Annotated in this window: 17 protein-coding genes; 13 read left to right on the top strand and 4 right to left on the bottom strand. The window is 51.2% G+C overall.

Annotation, left to right across the window (positions count from 1 at the left end):
- The first annotated feature begins 2 nt into the window (after positions 1-2).
- The 8 genes from BIT28_RS13610 to BIT28_RS13575 are packed head-to-tail and all read left to right on the top strand — an operon-like array spanning position 3 to position 10,063.
- Positions 3-959, top strand: coding sequence for an XrtA system polysaccharide deacetylase (locus BIT28_RS13610; RefSeq protein WP_075764546.1), 957 nt, complete (start codon positions 3-5; stop codon positions 957-959).
- Positions 904-1,944 carry a FemAB family XrtA/PEP-CTERM system-associated protein gene (locus tag BIT28_RS13605; protein WP_083651834.1) on the top strand — a complete coding sequence of 347 codons (1,041 nt, stop codon included), beginning with the start codon at positions 904-906 and terminating at the stop codon, positions 1,942-1,944. The genes BIT28_RS13610 and BIT28_RS13605 overlap by 56 nt, the downstream gene beginning before the upstream one ends.
- A 4-nt stretch (positions 1,945-1,948) precedes the next feature.
- Entirely contained in the window at positions 1,949-3,163 is a 1,215-nt protein-coding gene (locus BIT28_RS13600; RefSeq protein WP_075764542.1) for a TIGR03087 family PEP-CTERM/XrtA system glycosyltransferase, read from the top strand.
- Positions 3,164-3,184: 21 nt separating this feature from the next.
- Positions 3,185-5,065 carry an XrtA/PEP-CTERM system amidotransferase gene (locus BIT28_RS13595; RefSeq protein ID WP_075764540.1) on the top strand — a complete coding sequence of 627 codons (1,881 nt, stop codon included), beginning with the start codon at positions 3,185-3,187 and terminating at the stop codon, positions 5,063-5,065.
- A 2-nt stretch (positions 5,066-5,067) separates the two neighbouring features.
- Positions 5,068-6,321 (top strand): glycosyltransferase family 4 protein, encoded by a 1,254-nt coding sequence (locus BIT28_RS13590; protein WP_075764538.1) that lies wholly within the window; start codon positions 5,068-5,070, stop codon positions 6,319-6,321.
- A complete protein-coding gene (locus BIT28_RS13585; RefSeq protein ID WP_075764536.1) occupies positions 6,318-7,499 on the top strand; it encodes a glycosyltransferase family 4 protein in 1,182 nt (393 codons plus the stop codon). The genes BIT28_RS13590 and BIT28_RS13585 overlap by 4 nt, the downstream gene beginning before the upstream one ends.
- Positions 7,500-7,532: 33 nt before the next feature.
- Positions 7,533-8,642: a glycosyltransferase gene (locus BIT28_RS13580; protein WP_075764534.1), complete on the top strand. Its 1,110-nt coding sequence runs from the start codon at positions 7,533-7,535 to the stop codon at positions 8,640-8,642.
- Between the two features lie 2 nt (positions 8,643-8,644).
- Positions 8,645-10,063 (top strand): mannose-1-phosphate guanylyltransferase/mannose-6-phosphate isomerase, encoded by a 1,419-nt coding sequence (locus BIT28_RS13575; RefSeq protein ID WP_075764532.1) that lies wholly within the window; start codon positions 8,645-8,647, stop codon positions 10,061-10,063.
- Between the two features lie 401 nt (positions 10,064-10,464).
- On the opposite strand, the gene BIT28_RS13570 is transcribed toward BIT28_RS13575, so the two are convergent.
- Both BIT28_RS13570 and BIT28_RS13565 read right to left on the bottom strand, forming a co-directional pair.
- A complete protein-coding gene (locus BIT28_RS13570) occupies positions 10,465-13,317 on the bottom strand; it encodes a cation:proton antiporter (RefSeq protein ID WP_075764530.1) in 2,853 nt (950 codons plus the stop codon).
- A 27-nt stretch (positions 13,318-13,344) separates the two neighbouring features.
- Positions 13,345-14,697 (bottom strand): ABC transporter substrate-binding protein, encoded by a 1,353-nt coding sequence (locus BIT28_RS13565; RefSeq protein ID WP_075764528.1) that lies wholly within the window; start codon positions 14,695-14,697, stop codon positions 13,345-13,347.
- Between the two features lie 201 nt (positions 14,698-14,898).
- Here BIT28_RS13565 and BIT28_RS13560 point away from each other — a divergent pair, with 201 nt between their 5' ends.
- From BIT28_RS13560 to BIT28_RS13540, 5 genes are all read left to right on the top strand, one after another.
- Positions 14,899-16,686 carry an adenylate/guanylate cyclase domain-containing protein gene (locus BIT28_RS13560; protein ID WP_075764526.1) on the top strand — a complete coding sequence of 596 codons (1,788 nt, stop codon included), beginning with the start codon at positions 14,899-14,901 and terminating at the stop codon, positions 16,684-16,686.
- Positions 16,687-16,696: 10 nt separating this feature from the next.
- Positions 16,697-17,836 (top strand): ABC transporter substrate-binding protein, encoded by a 1,140-nt coding sequence (locus BIT28_RS13555; RefSeq protein WP_083651831.1) that lies wholly within the window; start codon positions 16,697-16,699, stop codon positions 17,834-17,836.
- Between the two features lie 80 nt (positions 17,837-17,916).
- Positions 17,917-18,408, top strand: coding sequence for a GNAT family N-acetyltransferase (locus BIT28_RS13550; RefSeq protein ID WP_075764524.1), 492 nt, complete (start codon positions 17,917-17,919; stop codon positions 18,406-18,408).
- A gap of 473 nt (positions 18,409-18,881) precedes the next feature.
- Entirely contained in the window at positions 18,882-19,655 is a 774-nt protein-coding gene (deoC, locus tag BIT28_RS13545; RefSeq protein ID WP_075764695.1) for a deoxyribose-phosphate aldolase, read from the top strand.
- Between the two features lie 121 nt (positions 19,656-19,776).
- A complete protein-coding gene (locus BIT28_RS13540) occupies positions 19,777-21,201 on the top strand; it encodes an aminotransferase-like domain-containing protein (RefSeq protein ID WP_075764522.1) in 1,425 nt (474 codons plus the stop codon).
- Between the two features lie 84 nt (positions 21,202-21,285).
- On the opposite strand, the gene BIT28_RS13535 is transcribed toward BIT28_RS13540, so the two are convergent.
- A complete protein-coding gene (locus BIT28_RS13535) occupies positions 21,286-22,140 on the bottom strand; it encodes an alpha/beta fold hydrolase (protein WP_075764693.1) in 855 nt (284 codons plus the stop codon).
- Positions 22,141-22,398: 258 nt separating this feature from the next.
- Positions 22,399-23,334 (bottom strand): pyrimidine-specific ribonucleoside hydrolase RihA, encoded by a 936-nt coding sequence (rihA, locus tag BIT28_RS13530; RefSeq protein WP_075764520.1) that lies wholly within the window; start codon positions 23,332-23,334, stop codon positions 22,399-22,401.
- Between the last annotated feature and the right edge of the window lie 47 nt (positions 23,335-23,381).

The raw sequence follows: 23,381 nt of genomic DNA, 5'->3' as shown, positions 1-23,381 counted from the left end.
TGATGGCTGAGATTGCTGTGCCTAAGACTGTTGGTGCTAAGCCCGCCGGTACAGGCATACACCAGGTGGTGAATGCCATGACGATTGATGTCGAAGATTACTTTCATGTGGCTGCGTTTTCGTCGGTGATCAAGCCTGCACATTGGGAAAGCCGCTACCCGTTGCGGGTTGAGACCAATACCCGGCGTATTCTGAAAATGCTCAACAAACACGGTGTCAAAGCGACTTTTTTTGTTCTGGGGTGGGTGGCCAAGAAGTGTCCGGCGCTTGTCAGGGCGATCGTTCGTGAAGGGCACGAGGTGGCCAGCCACGGTTATTTTCATCAACCGGCCAACCGGCAGTCCCGGCAAGTGTTCTTCAACGATATCGCCAGTAGCAAACACCTGCTCGAGGATATTAGCGGTCAGCCAGTCTTGGGCTATCGGGCCCCTAGCTTTTCGATTGATACCAGTAACCCGTGGGCATTCGAAGTCTTGCACGCTTTAGGGTTTGCCTACTCCAGCAGTACATACCCGGTAAAGCATGATCTCTATGGTACGCCAGACTGGCCCCGGTTTAAGCATGTTCGCGAAGAGGGGGTTATCGAGGTGCCGATCCCGACATTCAACAAACTGGGGAGAAACATTCCTATCGGAGGCGGTGGTTTTTTCCGGCTGTATCCCTATTGGTTAAGCCGGCAACTGATAAATGCCTTTCTTGCCGAAACCAAGCAGCCTTACAGTTTTTATTTTCACCCGTGGGAAATTGACCCGCGCCAGCCTCGGATCATGGGGATACCCGCAAAATCACGGTTTCGCCATTATCTGAATCTGAACAGCATGGAAGCTAAGCTCCACCGGCTATTGAATGACTATCGCTGGAGCACGATGCGCAACGTTTATCTATTAAATGGATTTGAGTCCGATGCAGCAATTAGCAATCAGGAAGTTATCAAGGAACGACTACCCACACTGGGATAGTTATGTAGACAATCATCCGGAAGGCAGCTTTTTTCATTTATCGGGCTGGCTGGATGTGATTGATTCTGTCTTTGGCCACAAGCATCACTATATGCTGGCAGAAAGCGATGACCGCCTTGTTGGTGTGTTGCCACTTTTTGAGCAAAAAAGCTGGCTGTTTGGCCATACTTTGGTATCCACCCCTTTCTGCGTGTATGGCGGTGCGCTGGCGGATAGCTCTCATATACGCAAAAAGCTGGAGGCGGCTGCTTTTGAACTGGGATGCGAGCTCAATGTCGACTATGTCGAATTGCGGGACAAGCATGATGTCGAGTCTGACGCCCCCTGGGTGAAGCACTGCCATCACTCCCAGTTCTCTTTGGCGTTACCTGAAAAGTCCGACGATATCATCGGCGTCATCAAGAAAAAACGGCGTAACGTGATACGGCATTCGCTGAGGAACAACCTCAGTTGGGATACCTCGGATAACTTTAAGTCCTGCTACGATGTGTATGCCGAAAGTGTCAGGGATCTGGGGACTCCGGTGTTTACGCAGAAGCTCTTTACCAAATTGAAAGAAACTTTTCCGGATCGCTGCGAGACCATGCTGGTGCATGACGAAGATCAGCAGCCGATTTCTACTATGCTGAGCTTTTATTATAAAGATCATGCCATGCCTTATTACGGGGGCGGAAAGTATGAATCCAAGGCGCTAAATGGCAGTGATTATATGATTTTTCAGCTGATGCATGTTGCCCATCAGCGTGGTGTGACACTGTTTGACTATGGCAGAAGCAAGAATGATTCGGGGGCATACCAGTATAAAAAACACTGGGGGATGAAAGCTCATCCGCTCAATTACAAAGTGGCATTGGTTAAAGCCAAGTCATTGCCGAATTTGTCACCGAACAATCCGAAGTACAAGTATTTCATCAAAGCCTGGAAGAGGCTTCCTCTTCCGGTGAGTCGCCTTATTGGCCCAATGCTGTCGAAATATCTGGGGTAACTGTATGAAAGAGCCGTTACTGTATTTGTGCCACCGTATTCCCTATCCCCCTAATAAGGGAGATAAAATTGCCAACTACCATATCCTTAAATTCCTGAGCCGGCATTTTGATGTCTATCTTGGCTGTTTCATTGATGATCCGTTTGATCTCCAGTACAGGGCCAAGGTCGAGCAATACTGCAAGGAGAGTATGTTTGTCCAGATCTCTCCGGCTTATTGCAAGCTCAAGGGAGTGACTGCGCTATTTACGGGCCAGCCAATCACCTTGCCTTATTATTCACGAAAAGCCATGCAGCAATGGGTTGATGCCACCATTGAAGGCCATCAGATTGACAAGGCGCTCGTGGTGTCCGGTTGTATGGCCCAGTACCTGATTGCCAGTCCCCACTCTCCCCATACCGTGATGCATTTTGTCGATATCGACTCTGACAAGTGGCGTCAGTACGCCGAGAAAAAACAAGGCATCATGCGCGCGATCTACCAGCGCGAGCACCGTGTGCTTGGCGAGTATGAAAAGAAAGTTGCTTCGAAGTTTGATGTTAGCTGCTTTGTGACCAAGGCCGAGACGGAGGCATTCCGTTGTATTGCTGAAACGCCCTTTCGGGAGCGGATCAAAACGCTTGAAAACGGCCTGGACAGCGAGTTCTTTTCACCCGGTTCTGCCGTTCCAGCAGAGGAAAGCTATTGTCTGGAAAAAGAGAACTATGTGGTGTTTACCGGTGCGATGGACTACTGGGCCAATGAGGATGCCGTTGTCTGGTTTGCCAATAAGGTGTGGCCTAAGGTGCTGGCCGAGGTGCCGGACGCTAAGTTCTATATTGTTGGCAGTTCGCCGACGTCCGGAGTCAGGGCGCTGGCAGACATCCCGGGGATCACAGTGACGGGGCGAGTCGTCGATGTACGGCCTTACCTGCAGCATGCCAAAGCCGCAGTCGCTCCGATGCGTATTGCCCGTGGCGTGCAAAATAAAATTCTGGAAGCGATGGCAATGTCATGCCCGGTGATTGCTTCTCCACAGGGAATTGAAGGATTGGAGAACTACCCGCCGAGCCATGTAGCTGTGTCTGAAAGTGCCATTGATAGTGCCCGCTGGGTGATCGGTAAACTTCAGGCAGAGCAGTCAGAAGCCAAAGCATCGAGGGAGTGGATAGAGCAGCATTACAGCTGGGATGCCCAGCTCTCTCCCTTGCTTGGTTATTTGCAGTGTCACCATGCCTAGATTTTCACAAGGAGGCTGAAAATGTGTGGTATTTCAGGGATCTTTAATCTGCGTCAGCCTGATGTTATTGATAGGCCCTTGCTCGAAGAAATAAACCGGTTGCAAAGTCATCGCGGGCCGGATGATGAAGGATATTTTTTTGATGAGCATATTGGGTTGGCGCACCGCCGCTTGTCGATCATAGATCTTTCCGGGGGACACCAGCCGCTATTTAATGAGGATGAGTCGGTTGTCGTCGTTTTTAACGGAGAGATATACAACTACCTTGAGCTTGCCGACGAACTGGTTGAACTCGGGCACCAGTTTGCTACCTATAGTGATACCGAGGTTATCGTCCATGCCTGGGAGTCATGGGGAGAAGACTGCATCAAGCGCTTTCGGGGGATGTTTGCTTTCGCTGTATGGGACAGAAATAAGAAACAACTGTTCCTCGGTCGCGATCGACTCGGCAAGAAACCGCTGTTCTATACGGTCACGGCGAAAGGACAGTTTCTCTTTGCCTCCGAACTCAAGGTGTTGCTGGGTCATCCAGATGTGGATACCACGCTCAGGCATGAAATGGCGGAAGAGTTCTTTATGTATGGCTATATCCCAGAACCATACAGTGCCTACAAGTATATTTTCAAACTAAATCCCGGCCATCATCTGACCCTGACTCCTGGCAGTGAGATTGCCCCGAAGCAGTATTGGGATTTGTGTGCGCCGGAGCAGGTGTTGTCCTGGGAGCAGACTCAGGAGTCACTGCTCGACAAGCTGCAGGAGGCCGTCAGGATCCGGCTTGCCGCGGATGTGCCGCTCGGGGCATTTCTGTCCGGGGGGGTGGATTCGAGTGCAGTCGTATCGCTAATGGCATCGCTGCAAAGCAAGCCGGTCCACACTTGTGCGATTGGTTTTAGCGAGCAGGCGTATGACGAGAGCGAGTATGCCCAGCAGGTGGCCAGCCGTTACGGCACAGCGCATTGCCAGAAGATCGTTGATCCGAACGATATCAGCCTGATTGACACCTTGGCCGATATTTATGACGAACCTTATGCCGATAGCTCGGCGCTGCCAACATTCCGTGTCTGCCAGCTTGCCAGTCAGTCGGTGAAAGTTGCACTGTCCGGCGACGGAGGGGATGAAATTTTCGGTGGTTACCGGCGCCACCGGCTGCACCTGGCCGAACAGCGGGTTCGTAATGCGATCCCGGGTCCGATCCGTAAATCTGTGTTTGGTCCCCTGGGGTATCTCTATCCCAAGGCCGATTGGGCCCCGCGCCCCCTACGCGCCAAAACGACCTTCCAGTCGCTGGCGATGGATGCCGTAGAAGGCTATGCCAACTCAATCTCCAAGTTACGCCGCGGTGAGCGCCAGTCCCTGTTTAGTAACGGCTACCAACAAAGCCTTAATGGCTATGACGGTATCGAAATTCTCAAACATCATGCCCGTTTTTTTACCACTGATGATCCTCTCAAACAGATCCAGTATCTCGACATCAAGACATGGCTTGTCGGTGACATCCTGACCAAGGTTGACCGGGCAAGCATGGCCAACTCGCTGGAGGTCAGGGCGCCGATGCTGGATCACGAGTTTGTCGAGTGGGCGTACTCCATTAACAGCAAGAATAATATTCGCAATCGCGAGGGGAAGTATGCCTTTAAGCGCTCGCTGGAAAATCATGTCGGGCATAACATTTTATACCGGCCCAAAATGGGTTTTAGCATGCCGATTTCAACCTGGTTCAGGACCAGCCTCAAAGACACATTAACTCGGCATGTGTTGTCGACCAATATGTGTGACAGCGGTTTTTTTGATGTCGACTGGCTGAAAAAAATGATCAGCGATCACCAGCAGGGCTATCGGGATCACGGGGCATCACTTTGGTGTTTGTTGATGTTTTCACTCTTTATGGCGAGGCAGTAGCAATGAAAATTCTGACCATTACCAGCCTGTTTCCGAATGCTGCCGATCCCAAGCATGGCGTGTTTGTCGAAACCCGGTTAAAGCAACTGCGCAAGCGCTACCCCGAGGCCGAGATAACGGTCATCGCACCTGTTCCCTGGTTCCCATTTAAATCAGCGATCTTTGGTCAGTACAGTATTTTTGCCAAAGCCCCCTCTTTTGAGAAGCGCTTTGGTATGCCGGTCTATCACCCCCGTTATGTGGTGATCCCCAAGATCGGTATGACACTGGCGCCTAAAACCATGGCATTTGTTTTGTATCGCCAAATCAAGGCGCTGATGGCAGAGGGCTATGAATTTGATTTGATAGACGGCCATTACTTCTATCCGGATGGTGTAGCCATTGCCGAGGTCGCGAGAAAACTCAACAAGCCGTTTACCGTCACGGCCAGGGGCTCGGATATCAACCTGATCCCTCAGTACGACACGCCACGGCGACAGATTCAGGAGGTCTTTCAGGCCAGTAGCCATAATCTGGCGGTCTGCGAAGCACTTCGGCAGGAAATGATTGCATTGGGGGCAGCGCCGGAAAAGGTGTCAGCGTCCCGTAATGGTGTCGATTTAGAGCTTTTTTCCTTTGCCGATGAACAACAACAGCGCGATGTTCGACAGCAGCTGAAGCTGCCCATGGAAGTGCCTGTCTTTCTCTCGGTCGGACTGCTTATCGAGCGCAAAGGGCATCACCTTGTGATTGAAGCCATGAAGGCGCACCCGGAGGCACAGTTGCTTATTGCCGGAATGGGGCCTGAAAAATCACGGTTGAAGCGACTGGCCAAGAAGCTGCATGTATCCAACCGGGTGACCTTTCTCGGCGCGCTTTCCCAGCCGGAACTCGCCCGCTACTTTCAGGCTGCCGATTTATCTGTGCTGGCGTCAAGTCGTGAAGGCTGGGCCAACGTATTACTGGAATCAATGGCCTGCGGAACCCCTGTCGTGGCGACCAATATCTGGGGTACGCCGGAGGTCGTCAAAGCCCGTGAGGCGGGTGTCTTGGTGGCGCGTAATAGCCGAGATATTGCGGCTGCGATTGAGCAACTCCTCAATACCCGGCTTTCCCGTGCCGAAACCAGGCACTATGCCGAACAGTTTTCGTGGGATGAAACTACGGAACAACTGTATCGGATTTTTTCTGAGCTGTTGGGTAACGATCAACCTGATGACCCTTTATTACGCCGAGACACAGAGGCCGATATGAACGACGAAGAGGTAACAGTATGAAAATACTTTATCACCACCGGGTGGCTTCAAGGGATGGGCAGTTTGTTCATATCGAGGCGATCATTGATGCTCTGAGGCAACAGGGTCATGAGGTTATCATTGTTGCCCCGACGATTTCGGATGCGACCGAGTTTGGTGATGATGGCGGCTGGATGTCGAGGCTCCGCCATGCTTTGCCTGGTTTTGTCAGTGAACTGCTTGAGCTTGGCTATAGCTTCTATGACTTCGTGAAACTGGTACAGGTTATCAGGAAGCATCGGCCAGATGCTGTCTACGAGCGTTATAACCTGTTTTTGCCTTCGGGGGTCTGGGCTAAGCAGTTGTTCAAGCTGCCGTTGATTCTGGAGGTTAACTCGCCGTTATACAAGGAACGTGCAGCTTATGGTGGGATCCACCTGCCGATGCTGGCCAAGTGGTCCGAGCTTTATGCCTGGCGCAATGCCGACCATATTTTGCCGGTGACGCATGTACTGGCCGATTATTTATATCAGGCCGGTGTCAGAAAGAGTGATGTCACGGTGCTGGCTAACGGGATTGATGCCAGCCAGTTTAATGTGATCACCCATTACGACAGGTTGCCGGATCTGACGGGGAAAACCGTGATTGGTTTTGTCGGCTTTTGCCGCGAGTGGCATCGATTGGATTTGGTTGTCGAAACGATAGCCGAGATGAGAAACCCTAACCTGGTGCTGTTGATTGTCGGTATCGGTTCGGTATTGGATGAATTGCAGCAAAAAGCCCGTGAATTACATATCGATCAGCAGCTATGTATCGCCGGTCTGGTCAGTCGGGAAGAGATGCCCGAATGGCTGGCACAAATTGATATTGCTCTGCAACCGGCAGTCACCCCCTGGTGCTCACCGCTGAAGCTGATTGAGTACCTTGCGACAGGCAAGGCGGTAGTCGCTCCCGACTCGCCCAATATCAGAGAATTGCTAACACATGAGTCGAATGCCTTGTTATTTGAAGAGGGTAATAACCAGCAGATGCTGGCAGCCATCAAGCGGTTGGTGTTTGAGCCTGATTTGAAGGCTGATGTTCAGCAACAGGCGGTTGAGACTATTGAAAATCGGCAGCTCACCTGGCACCAGAATGCGGCAAAAATCGTTCTGCGCTTTCAGCAGTTATTACGAGATAAACGTCACGCCATACAAGATGTTGTCGTGAAGTCAAATTGATAGATGTGCCAGGCCATAATGAAAAGGTGTTGAATGGATAGGGAAGTCGATAAACATGTTTGCCATCTTGTCCACGGCTTTCACGTCGGCGGGCTGGAAAAGATTATCGTTAATTGCATCAACCAGCTGGGAGGGCAGTATCAGCATACGATAGTGACGTTGACCCAGGCTGGAGAGTTGGTCAAGGAGTTGCCGCCTTCGGTTACCGTGATTGAGCTGAACAAGAAGCCGGGCAACGATTTGTCGTTGTATCCGCGTCTTTACCGGATTCTTGCCGATAGCAAACCGGATATTTTTCATACCTATAATCTCGGCACTATCGAGTACCAATGGGTGGCATGGCTGGCAAGGGTGCCTCTGCGGGTTCATGCCGAACATGGAAGAGATACCTATGATCCGTTCGGAAAAGTGGCCAAATATCGTTATCTTCGCCAGATCAGCTCATGGGTTATCCATCATGTTGTTGCAGTGTCAAATGATCTGTACCAATGGCTGCAGCTTGATGTGGGCATTAATAAAAGCAAACTGACCTTGATCGTCAACGGGGTGGATATTGAGTACTTCTCACCGCATTTTCGAAAGCCGAATACGGATAAATTTATTATCGGCCATGTCGCCCGCCTGCAGGGAATAAAAAACCAAAAGTTGCTTATTGACGCTTTTCAACGCGCATGCCATCAAGACCGCGATTTTTCGCAACAGGCTGAGTTGATTCTTGTTGGCTGTGGCGATGAACTGCCGGCGCTGAAAGCCATGGCAGACCGTGATGCTCAGCATGCCGGGCAAGTCATCTTTGCCGGCAGGCAGCAAAATGTCCGGGATTACTATGCGTGTTTTGATGTCTTTGCGATGTCGTCGATAGCCGAGGGGATCCCGGTCACGCTGCTTGAGTCGATGGCGATGGGCGTTCCTCATGTGGTGACCCGCGTCGGCGGGATCCGGGAAGTGGTTCTGGAAGGAGAAACCGGATTCGGTGTGGAAAGCCAGGATCGTGATTCGCTGGCCACTAGCTTGCTAAATCTCTTTCATGACCAGGCCTTGCGTGATGGCATGGGGCAGATGTCACGGGAAAGAGTTGAGCTACACTTCAGCCAACTGGCAATGGTTGGCGCTTATGCCGATCTTTATCATCAAGGAGACTGAATATGGATAATGTCGAACTGCTTCCTGTGATCATGGCTGGGGGCTCGGGCTCGCGATTATGGCCTCTTTCTCGTTCACTATACCCTAAACAGTTTTTGCCTTTGATGGGAAAGGATTCGATGTTGCAGGAAACCATTGCCAGGCTGGCTCCGCTACCTTGTCTTTCACCGATGATCATTTGCAATGAGGAACATCGGTTTGTTGTTGCCGAGCAGTTGCGCCAGCGCCACTATGATCACTGCGGGATTGTTCTTGAGCCTGTCGGGCGTAATACGGCCCCTGCGATCACGGCAGCGGCTTTGATGGCATTGGAGCTGCAATCAGATCCGCTGTTGCTTATTTTGGCGGCTGATCATGCCATTCTTAATCCGGGAGGCTTTACGGATGCCGTGTCACGAGCCATTCCTGTTGCAGAGGAAGGTAAGCTTGTGACATTTGGTTGTACTGCATCCACGCCAGAGACTGGTTATGGCTATATCAATATTGGTAAGGCTTTGTCTGAAGAGGTTTTTCAGGTCAAAGGCTTTGTCGAGAAGCCGGATCTCGAAACTGCAGAGCAATATGTCAAATCGGAAGAATATCTCTGGAATAGCGGTATGTTCTTATTTAAAGCGTCAGCATTTCTCCATGAGCTAGAGAAATATCACCCTGACATACTGGCGCATTGTAAGGAGGCCATTGAGGAACGAAGTCTGGATTTAGATTTTGTTCGCTTGGGGGATGCGCCTTTTCGTGCCTGTCCGAGTGACTCTGTAGATTATGCCGTCATGGAGAAATCGCAAAATGTTGCGGTAGTTCCTATGGACGCCAGCTGGAGTGATATCGGTTCATGGCAAGCGCTATGGGATATCAACCGTAAAGATGATAACGGCAATGTGATAGCTGGCGATGTGTTCCCGCAAAGTAGCCGTAACTGCTATATCAACGCACAACACCGCTTGGTGTCTGTGGTGGGGGCGGATGATCTGATTGTTGTCGAGACCAAAGACGCTATTTTGGTTGCTAACAAGCACAAAGTTCAGGAAGTCAGGCACGTGGTGACCCAACTGCAGCAGTCGGCGCGTAATGAATGTTTGCAACACCAGGAGGTTTTCCGGCCCTGGGGATCGCATGATGCGATTACCGAAGGCCATCGATACCATGTGAAAAAAGTGAGAGTTAAGCCGGGGGAAAAAACGACGACACAAGTTCATTATAACCGGGCCGAGCATTGGGTTGTGGTGACCGGGACGGCCAGAGTCCAAAACGGTGATAAGAACTATTTACTGTCAGAAAATGAATCAACTTACATTCCAATTGGCTCTCCGCACTCTTTTGAAAACCCGGGCAAGGTGATGTTGGAAATTATCGAGGTGCGAACAGGCAGTTATCTCGATGATGATGATATTGAACGCCTTGATGCGCCTGATGGGTATTTATAGTTCCTTCCCGGACTGAACGTTGAGTCAGGTAGAGTGGTGAACTTGTCAGGCAGAAAACAGATGACATTATCGCTGTACTAATGGCAGTTAGTCGCTGAAATTACAGTGTAAACTGAAGCTTGATTGAGTTTCGATGTCAGTCTGGCGGTTATCCCCCCCATGAAATGAAGAACTACAATTAGTGCCTAGCACACTGAGTATAAGAACTAATAAAGGAATGATATTTATCGTAATTATTATGATGAGTTTCTTCATTGTTTCTCTTTTCCTCTTTGGGTTCGGACGCTTTATTCCATTCGTCAATTACCTCCTGATATAAAATCTAGATAAAAAAAGTGGTTATTTTGAGTCATCATTAAGAAAAGGTGGCACCTTATTGCTTCGGTTTTTTAATTTGGGGCCTAACGCTTTCGGCTGTTACCTTTCAATTTGAGCCGGGTCTTGAGATCTGGCTGAGTGTCTAGCAGGGAAAACAGGTCCTGTTTGGGTAATACCAGCAGCTCGCAATAGTCGGTCGCTATAACGTCAGCATTACGGGGTTCCTCCGAGAGGAGGGCCTGTTCGCCGAAGAACTCACCGGCGCTTAGCTTTACAGGTACTTGCTTGCCAGTTATGACTTCAACATTGCCGGTGGCAATAAAAAACATGGCATCGCCAGCCTCTCCCCGGGCAATTATTTTCTCACCTGGCGCCGCCATGCGTGATTTTAACTGGTTGGCTATTGCCTTAATGGCGCTGTGATCTAGCGAGGCGAACAAAGGGACCTTGGTGATGAGAGCATTATTATCCAATCGCTTACTGGCCACTTGGGTGATGTGCGCCTGAAGATCAGGGTGAGCTGCGATAATGCGATTGAAGTCGTCCAGCTGCAGAACCAGCAATTGGCAATAGCTTATTGCCGTAACGGTTGCACTGCGGGGCTCTTGGGTAAGTAATGCCAGTTCGCCGAAGAAATTACCGCTGCCGAGGCGGACGGGCTGAGGTTTGGTTGCGGCCTCGACAGCCCCGCTGGAGATAAAATACATGGCTGTGCCCGGCTCTCCCCGGGTAATAATACACTCGCCCGGAACCACGAGCCGGGGGGTAAGCATATCGGCAATTTCACTGATCTGGTCTGCGCCTGTCTTGGCGAAAAATGGCACCTTGGCGACGAGTTTGTCCGGTTCGAGGCCGAGATCCAATTTGGGTTGACGGTCCATGATACGGTTACGTTTGTCCAGCTCGCGAACCAGATCATTAAACACTTCCTGGCTGATAATATTTTCGTCGAGCATTTGGTGGTAGCTGGCTTCCTCAAGGCGCAGGGCAACACGGACTAAGTGACGTTTTTGCAAGGTTTCTGCGTATTCTGGATATTGTAGTCGCAGCGCATCCAGGGTCTGCTGGATTGCCTGCAGGCGCTCTATGAGCAGAGGTTCGAGTTCTAAGGCCAGGTTTTCGCCAAACAAGGGGGGGATTTTGTCATGGCAGTATTCTATCAGTGCAATGACCGCTGTTTCGTGAACGCTCAGGACTTCAAAACGATTGGCGAGCTGGATTGCCAAAGGACGGGAGAATCCCATAGTCCGCTGCAGCCACAGGGCTGATCGACACATCACACCAAATTTCAGTGTATCCGTATAAGCTTCCTGATAGCCCCGGACGTTGCCGATTTTTATACCGTCTTGCAAATCATCGGCATGGAACAGCAATGAACGGGTAATTTTGGCCGAGTCCAATCCGTCCGAGAAACGTTTCAGATAAAGGTGGCGCTCATGGTTGGTCAGTGTGCTTAACCCGACTCCAAGGGTCACCGTATCGGATTGCTCGCCTTTTGACATCGAGTGTTCAACCCTGTTGAGGCGCTGCTCGTAGATGTCTGCGACACCGGTGGCGATGGTTGGCTTGATGTTGTCAGTGTGGGCGGCATGCTCAAGTCCTTCGCGGATCCGCCGAATCGATAATGCCATCACGCGGTTGCGGATCATCCGCTCTGTCGGAGGAAGCCGGTCAAGTCCAAAAAAGCGCATCATTGCTCCCATGGTCGGGGCATTGACAAACAGTGTGAATAGCACAAAGCCGGTCACGAGAGAGGCGACAAAGGTCTTGATGTCATCTGAGATGCCCGGTGTTTCGAGGATCACCAGCGCCAGGGCCAGCGAGACGGCGCCACGTAGTCCGCCCCATAACATGACGGTACGAAAGGCCAGGCTGATTTGTTGCCCCAGGCCGATTTTATTGAGAAACGGCAGCACCAAATACAGCACGGCGGTGCGGGCTGTAAAGGCGGCGATAGTCAGGGCGATCAACGAGATAAAATGTGCCGAGGTAAAGTCCACCAGTACCTTGGGGACTATCAGGCCCACCAGGAAGAAGATCAGTGAATTGGCCCAAAAGACCAGCTCTTCCCATGTCTCGGTCAGTGTATGCCAGGTATGCGGGGAGATCTGGGTACGACCGAATGAGTTGATAACCAGACCTGCGGTGACGACGGCCATGACCCCCGAGACATGCAGGTAGTGCTCGGCGAGCAGAAAGCTCAGGTAGGCAAGGCAAATAGTGAGCGTGATTTCGACCAACGGCATATTGCGCAGTTTGCCGATCAGGGAGGCGGCTGCCCAGGAGGCGAGCAGGCCAACCAGTATACCGCCGAAAAACACCTCGAGAAATTTGCCGGCTGCAGAGATGACCCCCGCGTCGGAGTTGCCGAGCAGTATGGTGACCAGAATCGTAAACAGGACGATGGCCGTCGCGTCATTAAACAGGCTCTCGCCTTCAACCAGTATGGTCAGCCGTTTGGGGGCACCCAGATTTTTGAAAATGGCGACAATGGCAACGGGATCGGTGGCAGAGACAATAGCCCCGAGCAGCAAGCAGGCTACCAGGCTGACTCCCGACACGCTCCAGACAAAGACCCCGACCAGCATAGTTGAAATAAGCAGGCCGAGAATGGCCAGCAATAAAATAGGGCCGATATCTGTCATCAGGTGACGGGCATTGATATTCAGGGCGGACTCGAAGATAAGTGCGGGCAAAAAGACGAAAAAAACCACTTCCGAAGTGATATCCAAGGCCTCGAGCGAGGTGAGGAAGTCCCCGAGGATCCCCGGCGGGTCAAGGTTGCTGGTAGCCAGTACGATCCCGCCCAGCAGGGAGCCAGCAACGGCGAGCAATACGGTGTAGGGGAAGTTGATCCTGTTGGCAATTGGCAGCAGCAGGCTGGCAATCGTCAGCAGGCCGATCAGTCCCAGCACCAAAAGAAATGTCTCATGCATGCCATCGCCTCCTGTTATGCATCAGGCCTAGATCCAGGGCGGTTGCCGGAAACGTTGTTCGGCATATTTTATCGGCCAGATAATTTTTGCCTGCCCGTCGAATAGCTGGACCATTGGCAGGTAGAAGCCTTTCATAAACGGACCGGTCATGACCTCGTTGGCAGATAGGGCGTTCGGTCCCGGGGCGGACGAGAACTGGTAGTAATTCCAGACCCCTTTATAGGGGAGCTGGCGGATGATGGTTGTCAGCGTATCGAAGTCCAATGAATTGGCGGTATTGAGGGCCTTGATTGCCATTCGGGTATAGTCGTAGTGAAAACCCGCCGCCGGAATCGTGGGCTCCTTGCCGTATTTAGTCTTAAACCGCCTGACCCACCACCTCTGCCACAGCGCGATAGGCATGGCCGAGTCCATCGCGACCACATAGTTTGCGGCATCGCCCGTCATTTCATGCCAGTTACTCAACCAGCGCAGACCATGGCCGAGTAACAAGGCTTTCACGCCGAGCTCTTTGAACTGTTTGACGAAGCTGCTGACGGCAACGTCACCGGTTGATGTCATGGCTACCAGCGAGACCTGCTCGGATTTGTATTTGTTGATCAACTGACGGAATTCGGTCTGGTCCAGTGCCGCGGTATCGAAGGGCAAAGGGTTAAAGCCCGCCTCTTTGAGGCTGAGCATCAGTGCTTCGCCCCAGCCTCGTCCGAAGGCACTATCCTCGACCAAGATTGCCGCACGTCTGTTGGCAGGCTGCCAAAGCCCATGTTCCAACAGATACTTGAGAGGGGCACCATAAAGGCCAGCGAGTTTCGGCGGTGAGGGCCATCCCTTGAACCAGCCTCGGTAACGCTGGGGATCATCGTTTATTTTGGCAGCGATATACTGTGATGCCCCCAGATGGCCAAGGTGAATCGTATTGAGATCGGCCGTGATATCCATCAGTGCCAAGGCGACGGATGAATGCCAGCCCCCAACCATCAGTTTGACCCCTTGCTGTTGGATAGCCTCGGTCGTGGCTTTTACGGCAATTTCCGGGCTTGACTGGCTGTCTACCCATATAACTTCAATATCATGCAGTTCGCCATTGATGGTTACCGGGGCTTCACCAGCTGCCAGGGCATCTTCAAGTGCCATCAAGACCCCTTGTCTGATGGCATCACCGGTCTGTTTGGCCGGGCCGCTGAACGGTCCGCAAACACCGAGTTTCAAGGGAAGGTCGGAGTTTTGGGGAATATCGGCAGCATCCCGGGTACCAAGGACACCCGGCGCGTACACGGAGAGAGTGCCAGCCGCGCCAAGCATACTGGCGGTGTGGATAAACTGCCGTCTGTTTAACGGACTAAAGCGCGCTTGTGTATTGCTTTGTTTTAAGTTCTTCAAGGTCAGGCCTTTGCTTTCTCATTAGCGGAGGCGCGGCATGTCGTGCGCTGATGCCTATCTATTCAGGTTAGCCTAAGTGTTGGTGGTTGCCGGGGAAGAAGGTACACGCAATAAGTCAAGCGAGGTTGTCTGGGCGTCTATACTCACTTTGACTGGTACTTTTTTTGCTTATTTATTGCTAACGGGTGCGGGAGGAATTGAATGGGGCTTTTGCAACAAAGTCTTAAGGCCCGAATGACTGCCTATTTTTTGTTGGTATCCGTGCTGGTCGTGGTGGCGCTGGCATCGGTGACCTACTTCCTTGCGGCCGAAACTCAAAAAGAGATCGCGATTGATCAGTTTGATTTGACGGCTGATCACAAAGAGTTCGAAATTAACCGCTATATCGCCGAGCAGATAACTGTTGTAAGGAACATTGCAGAGCTTGATGAGCTTCGGGCTGCTGCTGATGCTCTGCTGGCCGAAGAAACAGGGACGGCGGCATACAAGACGGCTCATTTTCAGTTGGCAGAGGTGTTGTTTCTTTCGACCTTCCTTGATTACGGCTCGGCAACGGCCTCTGATCTGACAGAGGTGTTTATGATGACCAGAGTCGGCGGCCGGGTCTTCTTCTCGACGCAGCCTGATGATGAAGGTGGTTATCGGCTAAACCATCAATATTTTGTTCAGGGACAGAAGGAAACGTTCTTGCAGAAGGTGTACCCCAGCCCGGATACGGCTGCACCGACCTTAACCGTATCCACTCCCCTGCTGAGCCCGACTGGCGAGTTGCTCGGTGTGCTGGCCGCCCATGTCCGCTTGTCAGTATTGGTCGAGATTGTCAGTCGGCAAACAGGGCTGGGGGAAAGCGGTGAGGCATACCTTGTCGATGCCCATAATCGTTTTATCTCTCCCGGGCGGTTCGGTCATGCCTCCTATCCGCGAGGAGTTCATAGTCAGGGTATTGAAACGGCCCTGCGGGGCCAAAATGGTGCAGGGCTATATGATAACTATGTCGGCGAGCCAGTGATTGGCAGCTATCGGTGGCTGCCTGAGCTGGGGCTGGCCCTGATATCAGAAGTTAGGGCTTCAGCGGCACTGGCACCAGCCAATCGGTTTGGCGTTATGGTACTGGCTGTCGGTTTGTTGGCTGTCGGTTTGTTGAGCATCGGTATCTATCTGATTGCCGTTAGGATCACCCGGCCGATTTTGGCTGTTACTGAGACGACACTGAAAATCAGTGCCGGCGATCTGACTCAGACTGCCCCGGTGCTGACTAGGGACGAGACCGGGCTGCTGGCGCAGAACTTCAACCAGATGATTGCCAGGCTGAAGAAAACGCTCGACGACCTGGCCGAAGAGCGCGAGAGATCTGAGCATTTGCTGCTTAATATCTTGCCGGCTCCCATTGCTGAGCGCTTAAAGCATGGTGAAGACACAATTGCCGATAGTTTTTCCGAGGTCACAATCTTGTTTGCCGATATTGTTAACTTCACGCCGATGTCTGCCGGGTTGCCTGCAGCAGAAGTGGTGGGCTTGTTGAATGAAATATTCTGCGAGTTTGACAGCTTGAGTGAGCGCCGGGGATTAGAAAAAATCAAGACCATTGGTGATGCCTACATGGTTGGGGCGGGAATTCCTATCCCGCGTGATGATCACGCTGAAGTGGTTGCCGAGACGGCACTGGATATGCTCGACGTCATCGCATGCTTTAACCAGCGCCATGGCAAGACGCTCAGTATTCGCATCGGCATCAACAGCGGTCCTGTTGTTGCCGGAGTGATTGGCACCAAAAAGTTTATCTATGATATTTGGGGTGATGCGGTCAATACCGCTTCCCGGATGGAGTCGCAGGGGTTGAAGGGTGGCATTCAGATCACAGAGGCAACCTATAAGCACTTGAAGGATGATTACGAGTTTGATGATCGCGGAATGGTCGTGATCAAGGGAAAAGGAGAAATGCACACTTATATGCTTAAAGGGCGTAAGGAAGAAGCGATCAACGAATAAGGATAAGTGTATGAAGTTATTTTCCGGCATGCTGATGGTTTTTGTACTTGTTTTAGTGGGTTGCGACAGTCAGCCGTTACAGGAAAAAGAATTGCGTATCGGATTGATTGCGCCGATCAGTGGGCAGATCCCGGAAGTCGGTCTGGCAACAGTAGAAGCGGCCAAGCTGGCGGTACAGGAAGTCAATGAGCGGGGCGGTTTGATTATTGATGACGAACGCTATCATGTTGTGCTGCTGATTGAGGATAATCAGGATAATGCCGAACAAACCATCAGTGCGGCGTTGCGGCTCATCAATCAGCAAAATGTCAGTGCCATCATTGGCCCTCAGGCAAGCCGAAATGCCATTCCTGCTGCACGGTATGCCGAATATGCCCAAATTCCGATGCTTAGCCCCTGGTCGACCAACCCGGAAACCACACGAAACAAGAAATGGGTATACCGAATTGCCTTTAACGACACCTTTCAGGGGCAACTGATGGCAAGGTTTGCCTATCAGGATTTGGGTTATCAAAAAGCAGCAGTGTTATACGATGTCTCCAGCGAGTATAACCGCAATTTGGCCGAGGTATTTCGTGCTGCTTTCAGGGAGCAGGGGGGCAGGGTCGTTGCCTATGAGCTCTATACCCGCGACGCGCCGGATGTGACTGAGCAGCTGCGTCGTATTCAGGCTGCGGCCCCAGGGGTACTGTTTTTGCCCAATTATTATAACGAGGTACCTGAGCAGGCACGGTTGGCCAGAGAGCTTGGCCTTGATGCCATGTTGCTTGGCAGTGATACCTGGACGCAAATTCCGGAGAAGGATCGAGACGCGCTTGAAGGGGCCTATTTCAGTACGCATTACGGTGTGAATAAAGCTGACGGTGAAGCAGTACATTTTAGGGCACGCTATAGAGAGGCCTATAACAAGGAACCGAATGATGTTGTGGCGTTAACCTATGATGCTTTCGGAATGCTGTTTGAAGCGGCGAAACGTCATGGTGGGACTGATCCGAAAGGCATTCGTGATGCATTGAATACCCTGGGAGGTTACGAAGGGGTGACCGGCCGAATTGAATACAGAGAATCTGGCGATCCGTCGAAAAGTGCCGTTCTGCTTGAGATTAAGCAAGGAGAATTTGTTTTTAAGCGCAGGATAGATCCGGAATGATTGAGAAGCCTTCTGATTAATATGTAACAATACCAGTAAGTTAAATATTTAGACGGGTTAGGATGACCAGGGAATAAACTATGATCAGATATGCCAGGGAAGGAGACAGCCGGAACTTAGCCGCGCTCTCTATACAAGTATGGTTACACACCTATGCCAGGGACGGGATCCGGGCTGACATTGCACAATATGTCTTGTCTACGTTCACAGAAAGCCATTTTGAAGCGTTATTGCTCAATCCAGACTACCGCATTTTAGTGTATACCGACGGTGAGCACCTGCTCGGGTACATTGCCGTCAACTTAACATCCCACTACAGAGATGAGTCTAATGGCTATGAGGTGGAGACCTTGTATGTACAGGAGCACTTTCATGGCAAGGGAATTGGAAAAGAGCTGCTTGCCGAGATGCGCTCTCAGTTTGGCGGTAGTTACTGGCTCTCGACCTGGGTACACAATGATCCTGCAATCGGGTTTTATAAAAAGCAAGGGTTTAGAGATATTGGCGAGGTGTTTTTCCAGCTAGGTGGAGAGCAGCACGAAAATCGTATCCTTGCTTTTTCTGATAGCTAATACTAGATAGGAGCTAGTCTTTCACCTTTTTAGTCCTCTTCGATATCGTGTTTTAGATTGCCTGACGGCAGTAAAATTGTCGCATCTAGATTCATTGGCGCAGTGATTCAACGTCCCCTGTTCTATGCCTCATGTCGTATTGTTTCCATCTGTTATAGGGGGTATGTGGCTGCTCTGTTCTACATCGGTTTTCTCTAATTGTGTTCCAATGCCTGCACTGACTCGTTAATTACGGGTCTGTAGCTGTTGCTGCCTTATCAAACAAGGCCGCGATAGTAGCCCCCTTGATTTGTAGGGGGGGCGGTGAAATGGACTTCAATGGGGTGAATGTTCTTCGATATTTGCCCCAATCTTCAAGGAACCACGTCCGCTTCTCAAGCTGTTCGGTGTCAGCAAAGTCTGTTGAAAGACAGATCGCCGGTATGACATTGCGCAGATCGAATGCACTAGATATTTACTGGACTGGAGAAATTATGAGTGAGTTAAAAACAGCAGCGTTGCGTGCACTGAAGTTAATGGATCTGACTACCCTTAACAATGATGATACCGATGAAAAAATCATTGCGCTTTGCCGCAGTGCCAAGACGGTTGTCGGCAATACGGCGGCGATATGTATCTATCCGCGATTTATTCCTATTGCCAAAAAGACCCTCCGTGAGCAGGGCACTCCCGACATTCGTATTGCGACAGTCACGAACTTTCCGCACGGTAATGCAGATATTGATATTGCAGTAGCCGAAACAAAGGCAGCGGTGGCTTATGGTGCCGATGATGTGGATGTGGTTTTCCCGTATCGAGCTTTAGTCGCCGGTGACGAGCAGGTCGGCTTCGAGCTGGTCAAGCAATGTAAGGCAGCCTGTGGCGATAAGCTGTTAAAGGTGATTATCGAGTCGGGTGAGCTGAAAGATGCAGGGCTGATCAGGCGCGCGTCCGAAATATCGATTGATGCCGGTGCTGATTTTATCAAAACCTCAACGGGTAAAGTTGCCGAAAATGCCACGCTTGAGGCAGCGGAAATCATGTTGAACGTGATTAAATCCCTGGGAGTCGAAAAGAGCGTGGGCTTTAAGCCTGCAGGCGGTGTAAGTACAGCCGAAGAAGCACAGCGTTACCTGGAGATGGTTGACGCTATTATGGGGCCGGAATGGACCGACCCTATGCATTACCGCTTTGGAGCGTCGAGTTTGCTTGCCAATCTTCTCTATGCATTGGGAGAAGGTGAGAATGAAGTAGAAGCTAGCTACTAAGCTTCGCTAGGTCTGAGGCCGAATTATCTACCTCAGACCGCTACGATGATAACTTTCCGGATCGAGCCAGCCGCTGCGGCGCCTATGGCTCGATTTTATGTATAGAGGTTAGTGAAAAGGCATGCCTGTACAGAAGACGCGTTATCATGCAGTTGCCGCAGAGATCCAGCTCCAAATCGAGCAACGAATTTGGCTGCCCGGAGAGCGGATCCCCTCGGTAAGAGAAATGAGCAAAATTCACGGTATCAGTCCGATGACAGTGCTGAAGGCTTATGAGCTCCTGGTACTGGGCGGGTGGATTCACGTCAAAACCAAGTCAGGGTATTATGTAACGCCGCATCATAACCGTTTGCCCGAACCCGCGCAGACATTCCCCCAGATGTCGAATCGATCCATTAATATCAATGCACATGTGTTCGAGGTGCTGACCGCATGTAAGCGTGATGAGGTGATGCCGTTCGGTTCGGCTTTTCCTGATCCTGAGCTATTCCCATTAAAACACCTGGGGCGTGCTTTGGCGCAAACCGTGAGAACCATGCCACCCCAAAGTGCGGTGACTGACCTGCCTCCGGGCAGTGTGGCCTTGCGCCGTGCTATTGCAAAGCGCTATATCCGTGACGGTATTGATGTGTCGATAAATGACATTGTGATCACCTCGGGAGCGATGGAGTCACTTGGGCTTAGCCTGATGGCGGTCACTCAGCCGGGTGACTCCGTAGCCATCGAATCACCGGCATTTTACGGGGCGTTGCAAACCGTAGAGCGCCTGCACCTGAAAGCCGTTGAGATAGCGACCCATCCACGTCATGGTATGTCGGTCGATGCACTGAAAGAAGCCATTCAAACCCAGGATATCAAAGCCTGCTGGCTAATGAGCAATTTCCAAAATCCGCTGGGTTCGTCAATGCCGGAAGCCAACAAGATAGCGATCCGGGATTTGCTGGCCGCGTCCGATATTCCTTTGATTGAAGATGATGTCTATTCCGAGCTTTATTTCTCCGAGGAAAAAACCAAAGCCATTAAAGCCTATGATGAGCAGGGGCTGGTATTGCACTGCTCCTCTTTTTCAAAATGTCTGGCACCGGGTTTTAGGGTTGGGTGGGTTGTTGCCGGACGCTATGCCAGACAGATTGAACAGCTTCAGCTGATGTCTACGTTATCTGCAGCGGTACCCAACCAACTGGCGTTTGCCCAGTACGTGCAACACGGAGGGTATGACCGCCATCTGAGACAATTAAGACGCCAGCTCGAATTACGGCAGCGGCAGATGCAGTATGCCATCGAACAGTCTTTTCCCAGAGATACGAAAATCACTCGCCCGGCTGGTGGCTATTTTTTGTGGGTTGTGCTGCCGGAACATATCAATACCGAGCACTTACTGCAGAGCCTGCTCAAGGAGCATAATATCAGCATTGCTCCGGGTACCTTGTTTGCGAGTGATGGCAGGTACAAGCATTGTATGCGTATCAATTGCTCTTATTCTTGGTCTGAACTAACCCAGGCTGCCCTTAAGACACTGGCCGAATGCCTGCATAAGGCTTGCTAGTGTGACTGTAAAAGGGTGAGGAGCATACTTTTTACATCGTGATGAACGATATCAGTTGTGCTCCAACACCCATTTAGTGCTTATTTATGCCCAGGCTCTTAGTCTCTGGGTAAAGCGTTCTGGTTCTTCCAGTGGCGGGGTATGACCGCTTTGCTCGAAGATATGAAGTGTCTGGCGGGCAAATGGTCGGGAAAGGGAAAGCCATTCTGACGGACGGGCAATACTGAAATCTTTTTGTCCCATCAGGATGAGTACCGGAACCTCGATTGCCGAGGTGTACTGCTCAATGTCAATATTGGCAAAAACGTCTCCCCACATTTTATCGAACAAGGCACTATGGGCAGTGAGTCCTTGCCAAAGCCAGCTTTCGTCATAGGCATGATCAGCCCAGCGCCTGGCCCTCAGCCTGCAGCAAATATGGATAAATTTTCGTTCGGGATCCGATCGAATGTCAGATCCTAGCAGGCCGATATCCGTCTCAAACAGTGCCTTTCGCAACTCGTCGGCATTACTTTCCCAATAGCGTTCAGCAGCTTGGTGGCTGTCCGGGCTTAGGTTCGGCGATGCGCCGCACAGGACAACTTTGGTGATATGGGCGGGATAGCGTTTGGCATAATCTAGCGCCATGTACGCATGGCCTGAGTGCCCCATGATCATAGCCTGGTTGATTTCCAATTTCTGTCTGATGTACTCGATATCCTCGCTGATTATTTTCAGGGAGATATCGTTAGCTTTGGGTGAGTGATTTGATGAGGCAAAACCACGGTGATCGATGAAGATACACTGAAAGTGCTGGCGAAGCGTTTGTGGTATGGCTCGGTCATAGTAGCGGGCGCTACCAATGATCAGCAAGGGAGTACCTTGCCCGTCAACTTTAACCTGTAGTTGGTAGCCTTCACGATCGACGGTAAGTGTCGGTGAAAATAAGGTGGAATTCATAATACTCATTCATAGTTAATCATTACAGAAAGTCCCTCCATCCTTATCGGGATAGAGTTACGGAGTTAGTGAGGTAATGATTAAAATCGTCAGCGAACGAGTTTCATGTCTTTACTATTGCCATGCTTAGCTTGATTAGAGTGTCTGTAGTGTAAGGCCAAAGACAACCAAGATCCAATGGTAAGGTTTAATGGCACGGCTCAAAGGTTAGGGAGATCGATGATCTCCCTTTATTCACTGTAAACCAGTGACATAGTATTAACTGAAGTAGCGCAAGCTTTTCGCCAGCAAGTCGACAAAACCCTGACGATAGACATCGAACAGCACGGTTGCATTGGCCGGCTTGCCGGAGAGCTGATAGCGATCGACGACTGTCATCCCTTGGGTATATTCACCTTTGGTTTCAATTCCAACCCAGCAGTCCTGCGCGGTGAATAGCTCCGGTGCAAGCAACCAGGCAATGGTACATGGGTCATGGAGCGGTGCGCCTTCAAGCCCCCACTTAGGATCGCGATGGTAGATCATAAAGAAGTCGAGCAAATCGGCGACCACATCGGATACCGGGTTGTCGATGGCGCGGATCCGCTCGATATCTTCATCCATGATTTGGGCCCTATGGGTGACATCCAATCCGCACATCGTGATTGGGATGCCGGAACTGAACACCATATCGGCGGCCTGTGGATCGACATAGATATTAAACTCGGCTGCCGGTGTCCAGTTGCCGGTTTCAGCCCCGCCGCCCATTAGGACGATGCGTTCTATCTTGTCTGTCAGTTCGCGATGGGTTGCCAGTAGCAGGGCTATATTGGTGAGCGGTCCTGTCGGTACCAGCGTTACTGGTTTGTCACTTTCTTCAAGGACGCGCGCCATCAGCTCTACGGCATGCTCTGTTTGCGGCTCAAACCCAGGTTCGGGCAGTGACGGGCCGTCAAGGCCGCTTTCTCCGTGAACGTTATCGGCAATAATGAGCTCTCGGGCCAGTGGCTTTAAAGCACCGCCGGCAACGGGTATGTCGCTGCGACCCATCAAGGTCAAAATGCGCAGGGCATTGTTGAGAGTTTTGTCCGGAGTCTGGTTGCCTGCACTGGTGGTAACAGCCCTGATATCCAGGGAGGGGGAGGCACAGGCGAGGATCAGGGCAATAGCATCATCGTGACCAGGATCGCAGTCAAGGATAATTGGGCGGCTCATGGGGGTACTCCATTGTTTTTTAAAGAATGTACCGTGTTAAGTGGAAG

Origin of the sequence: Photobacterium proteolyticum, assembly GCF_001939735.1 — a bacterium.
In the GTDB taxonomy this organism is placed as follows: domain Bacteria; phylum Pseudomonadota; class Gammaproteobacteria; order Enterobacterales; family Vibrionaceae; genus Photobacterium; species Photobacterium proteolyticum.
Note: the sequence above shows the minus strand (reverse complement) of the source record. Positions and strands in the feature narration are given on the sequence as shown.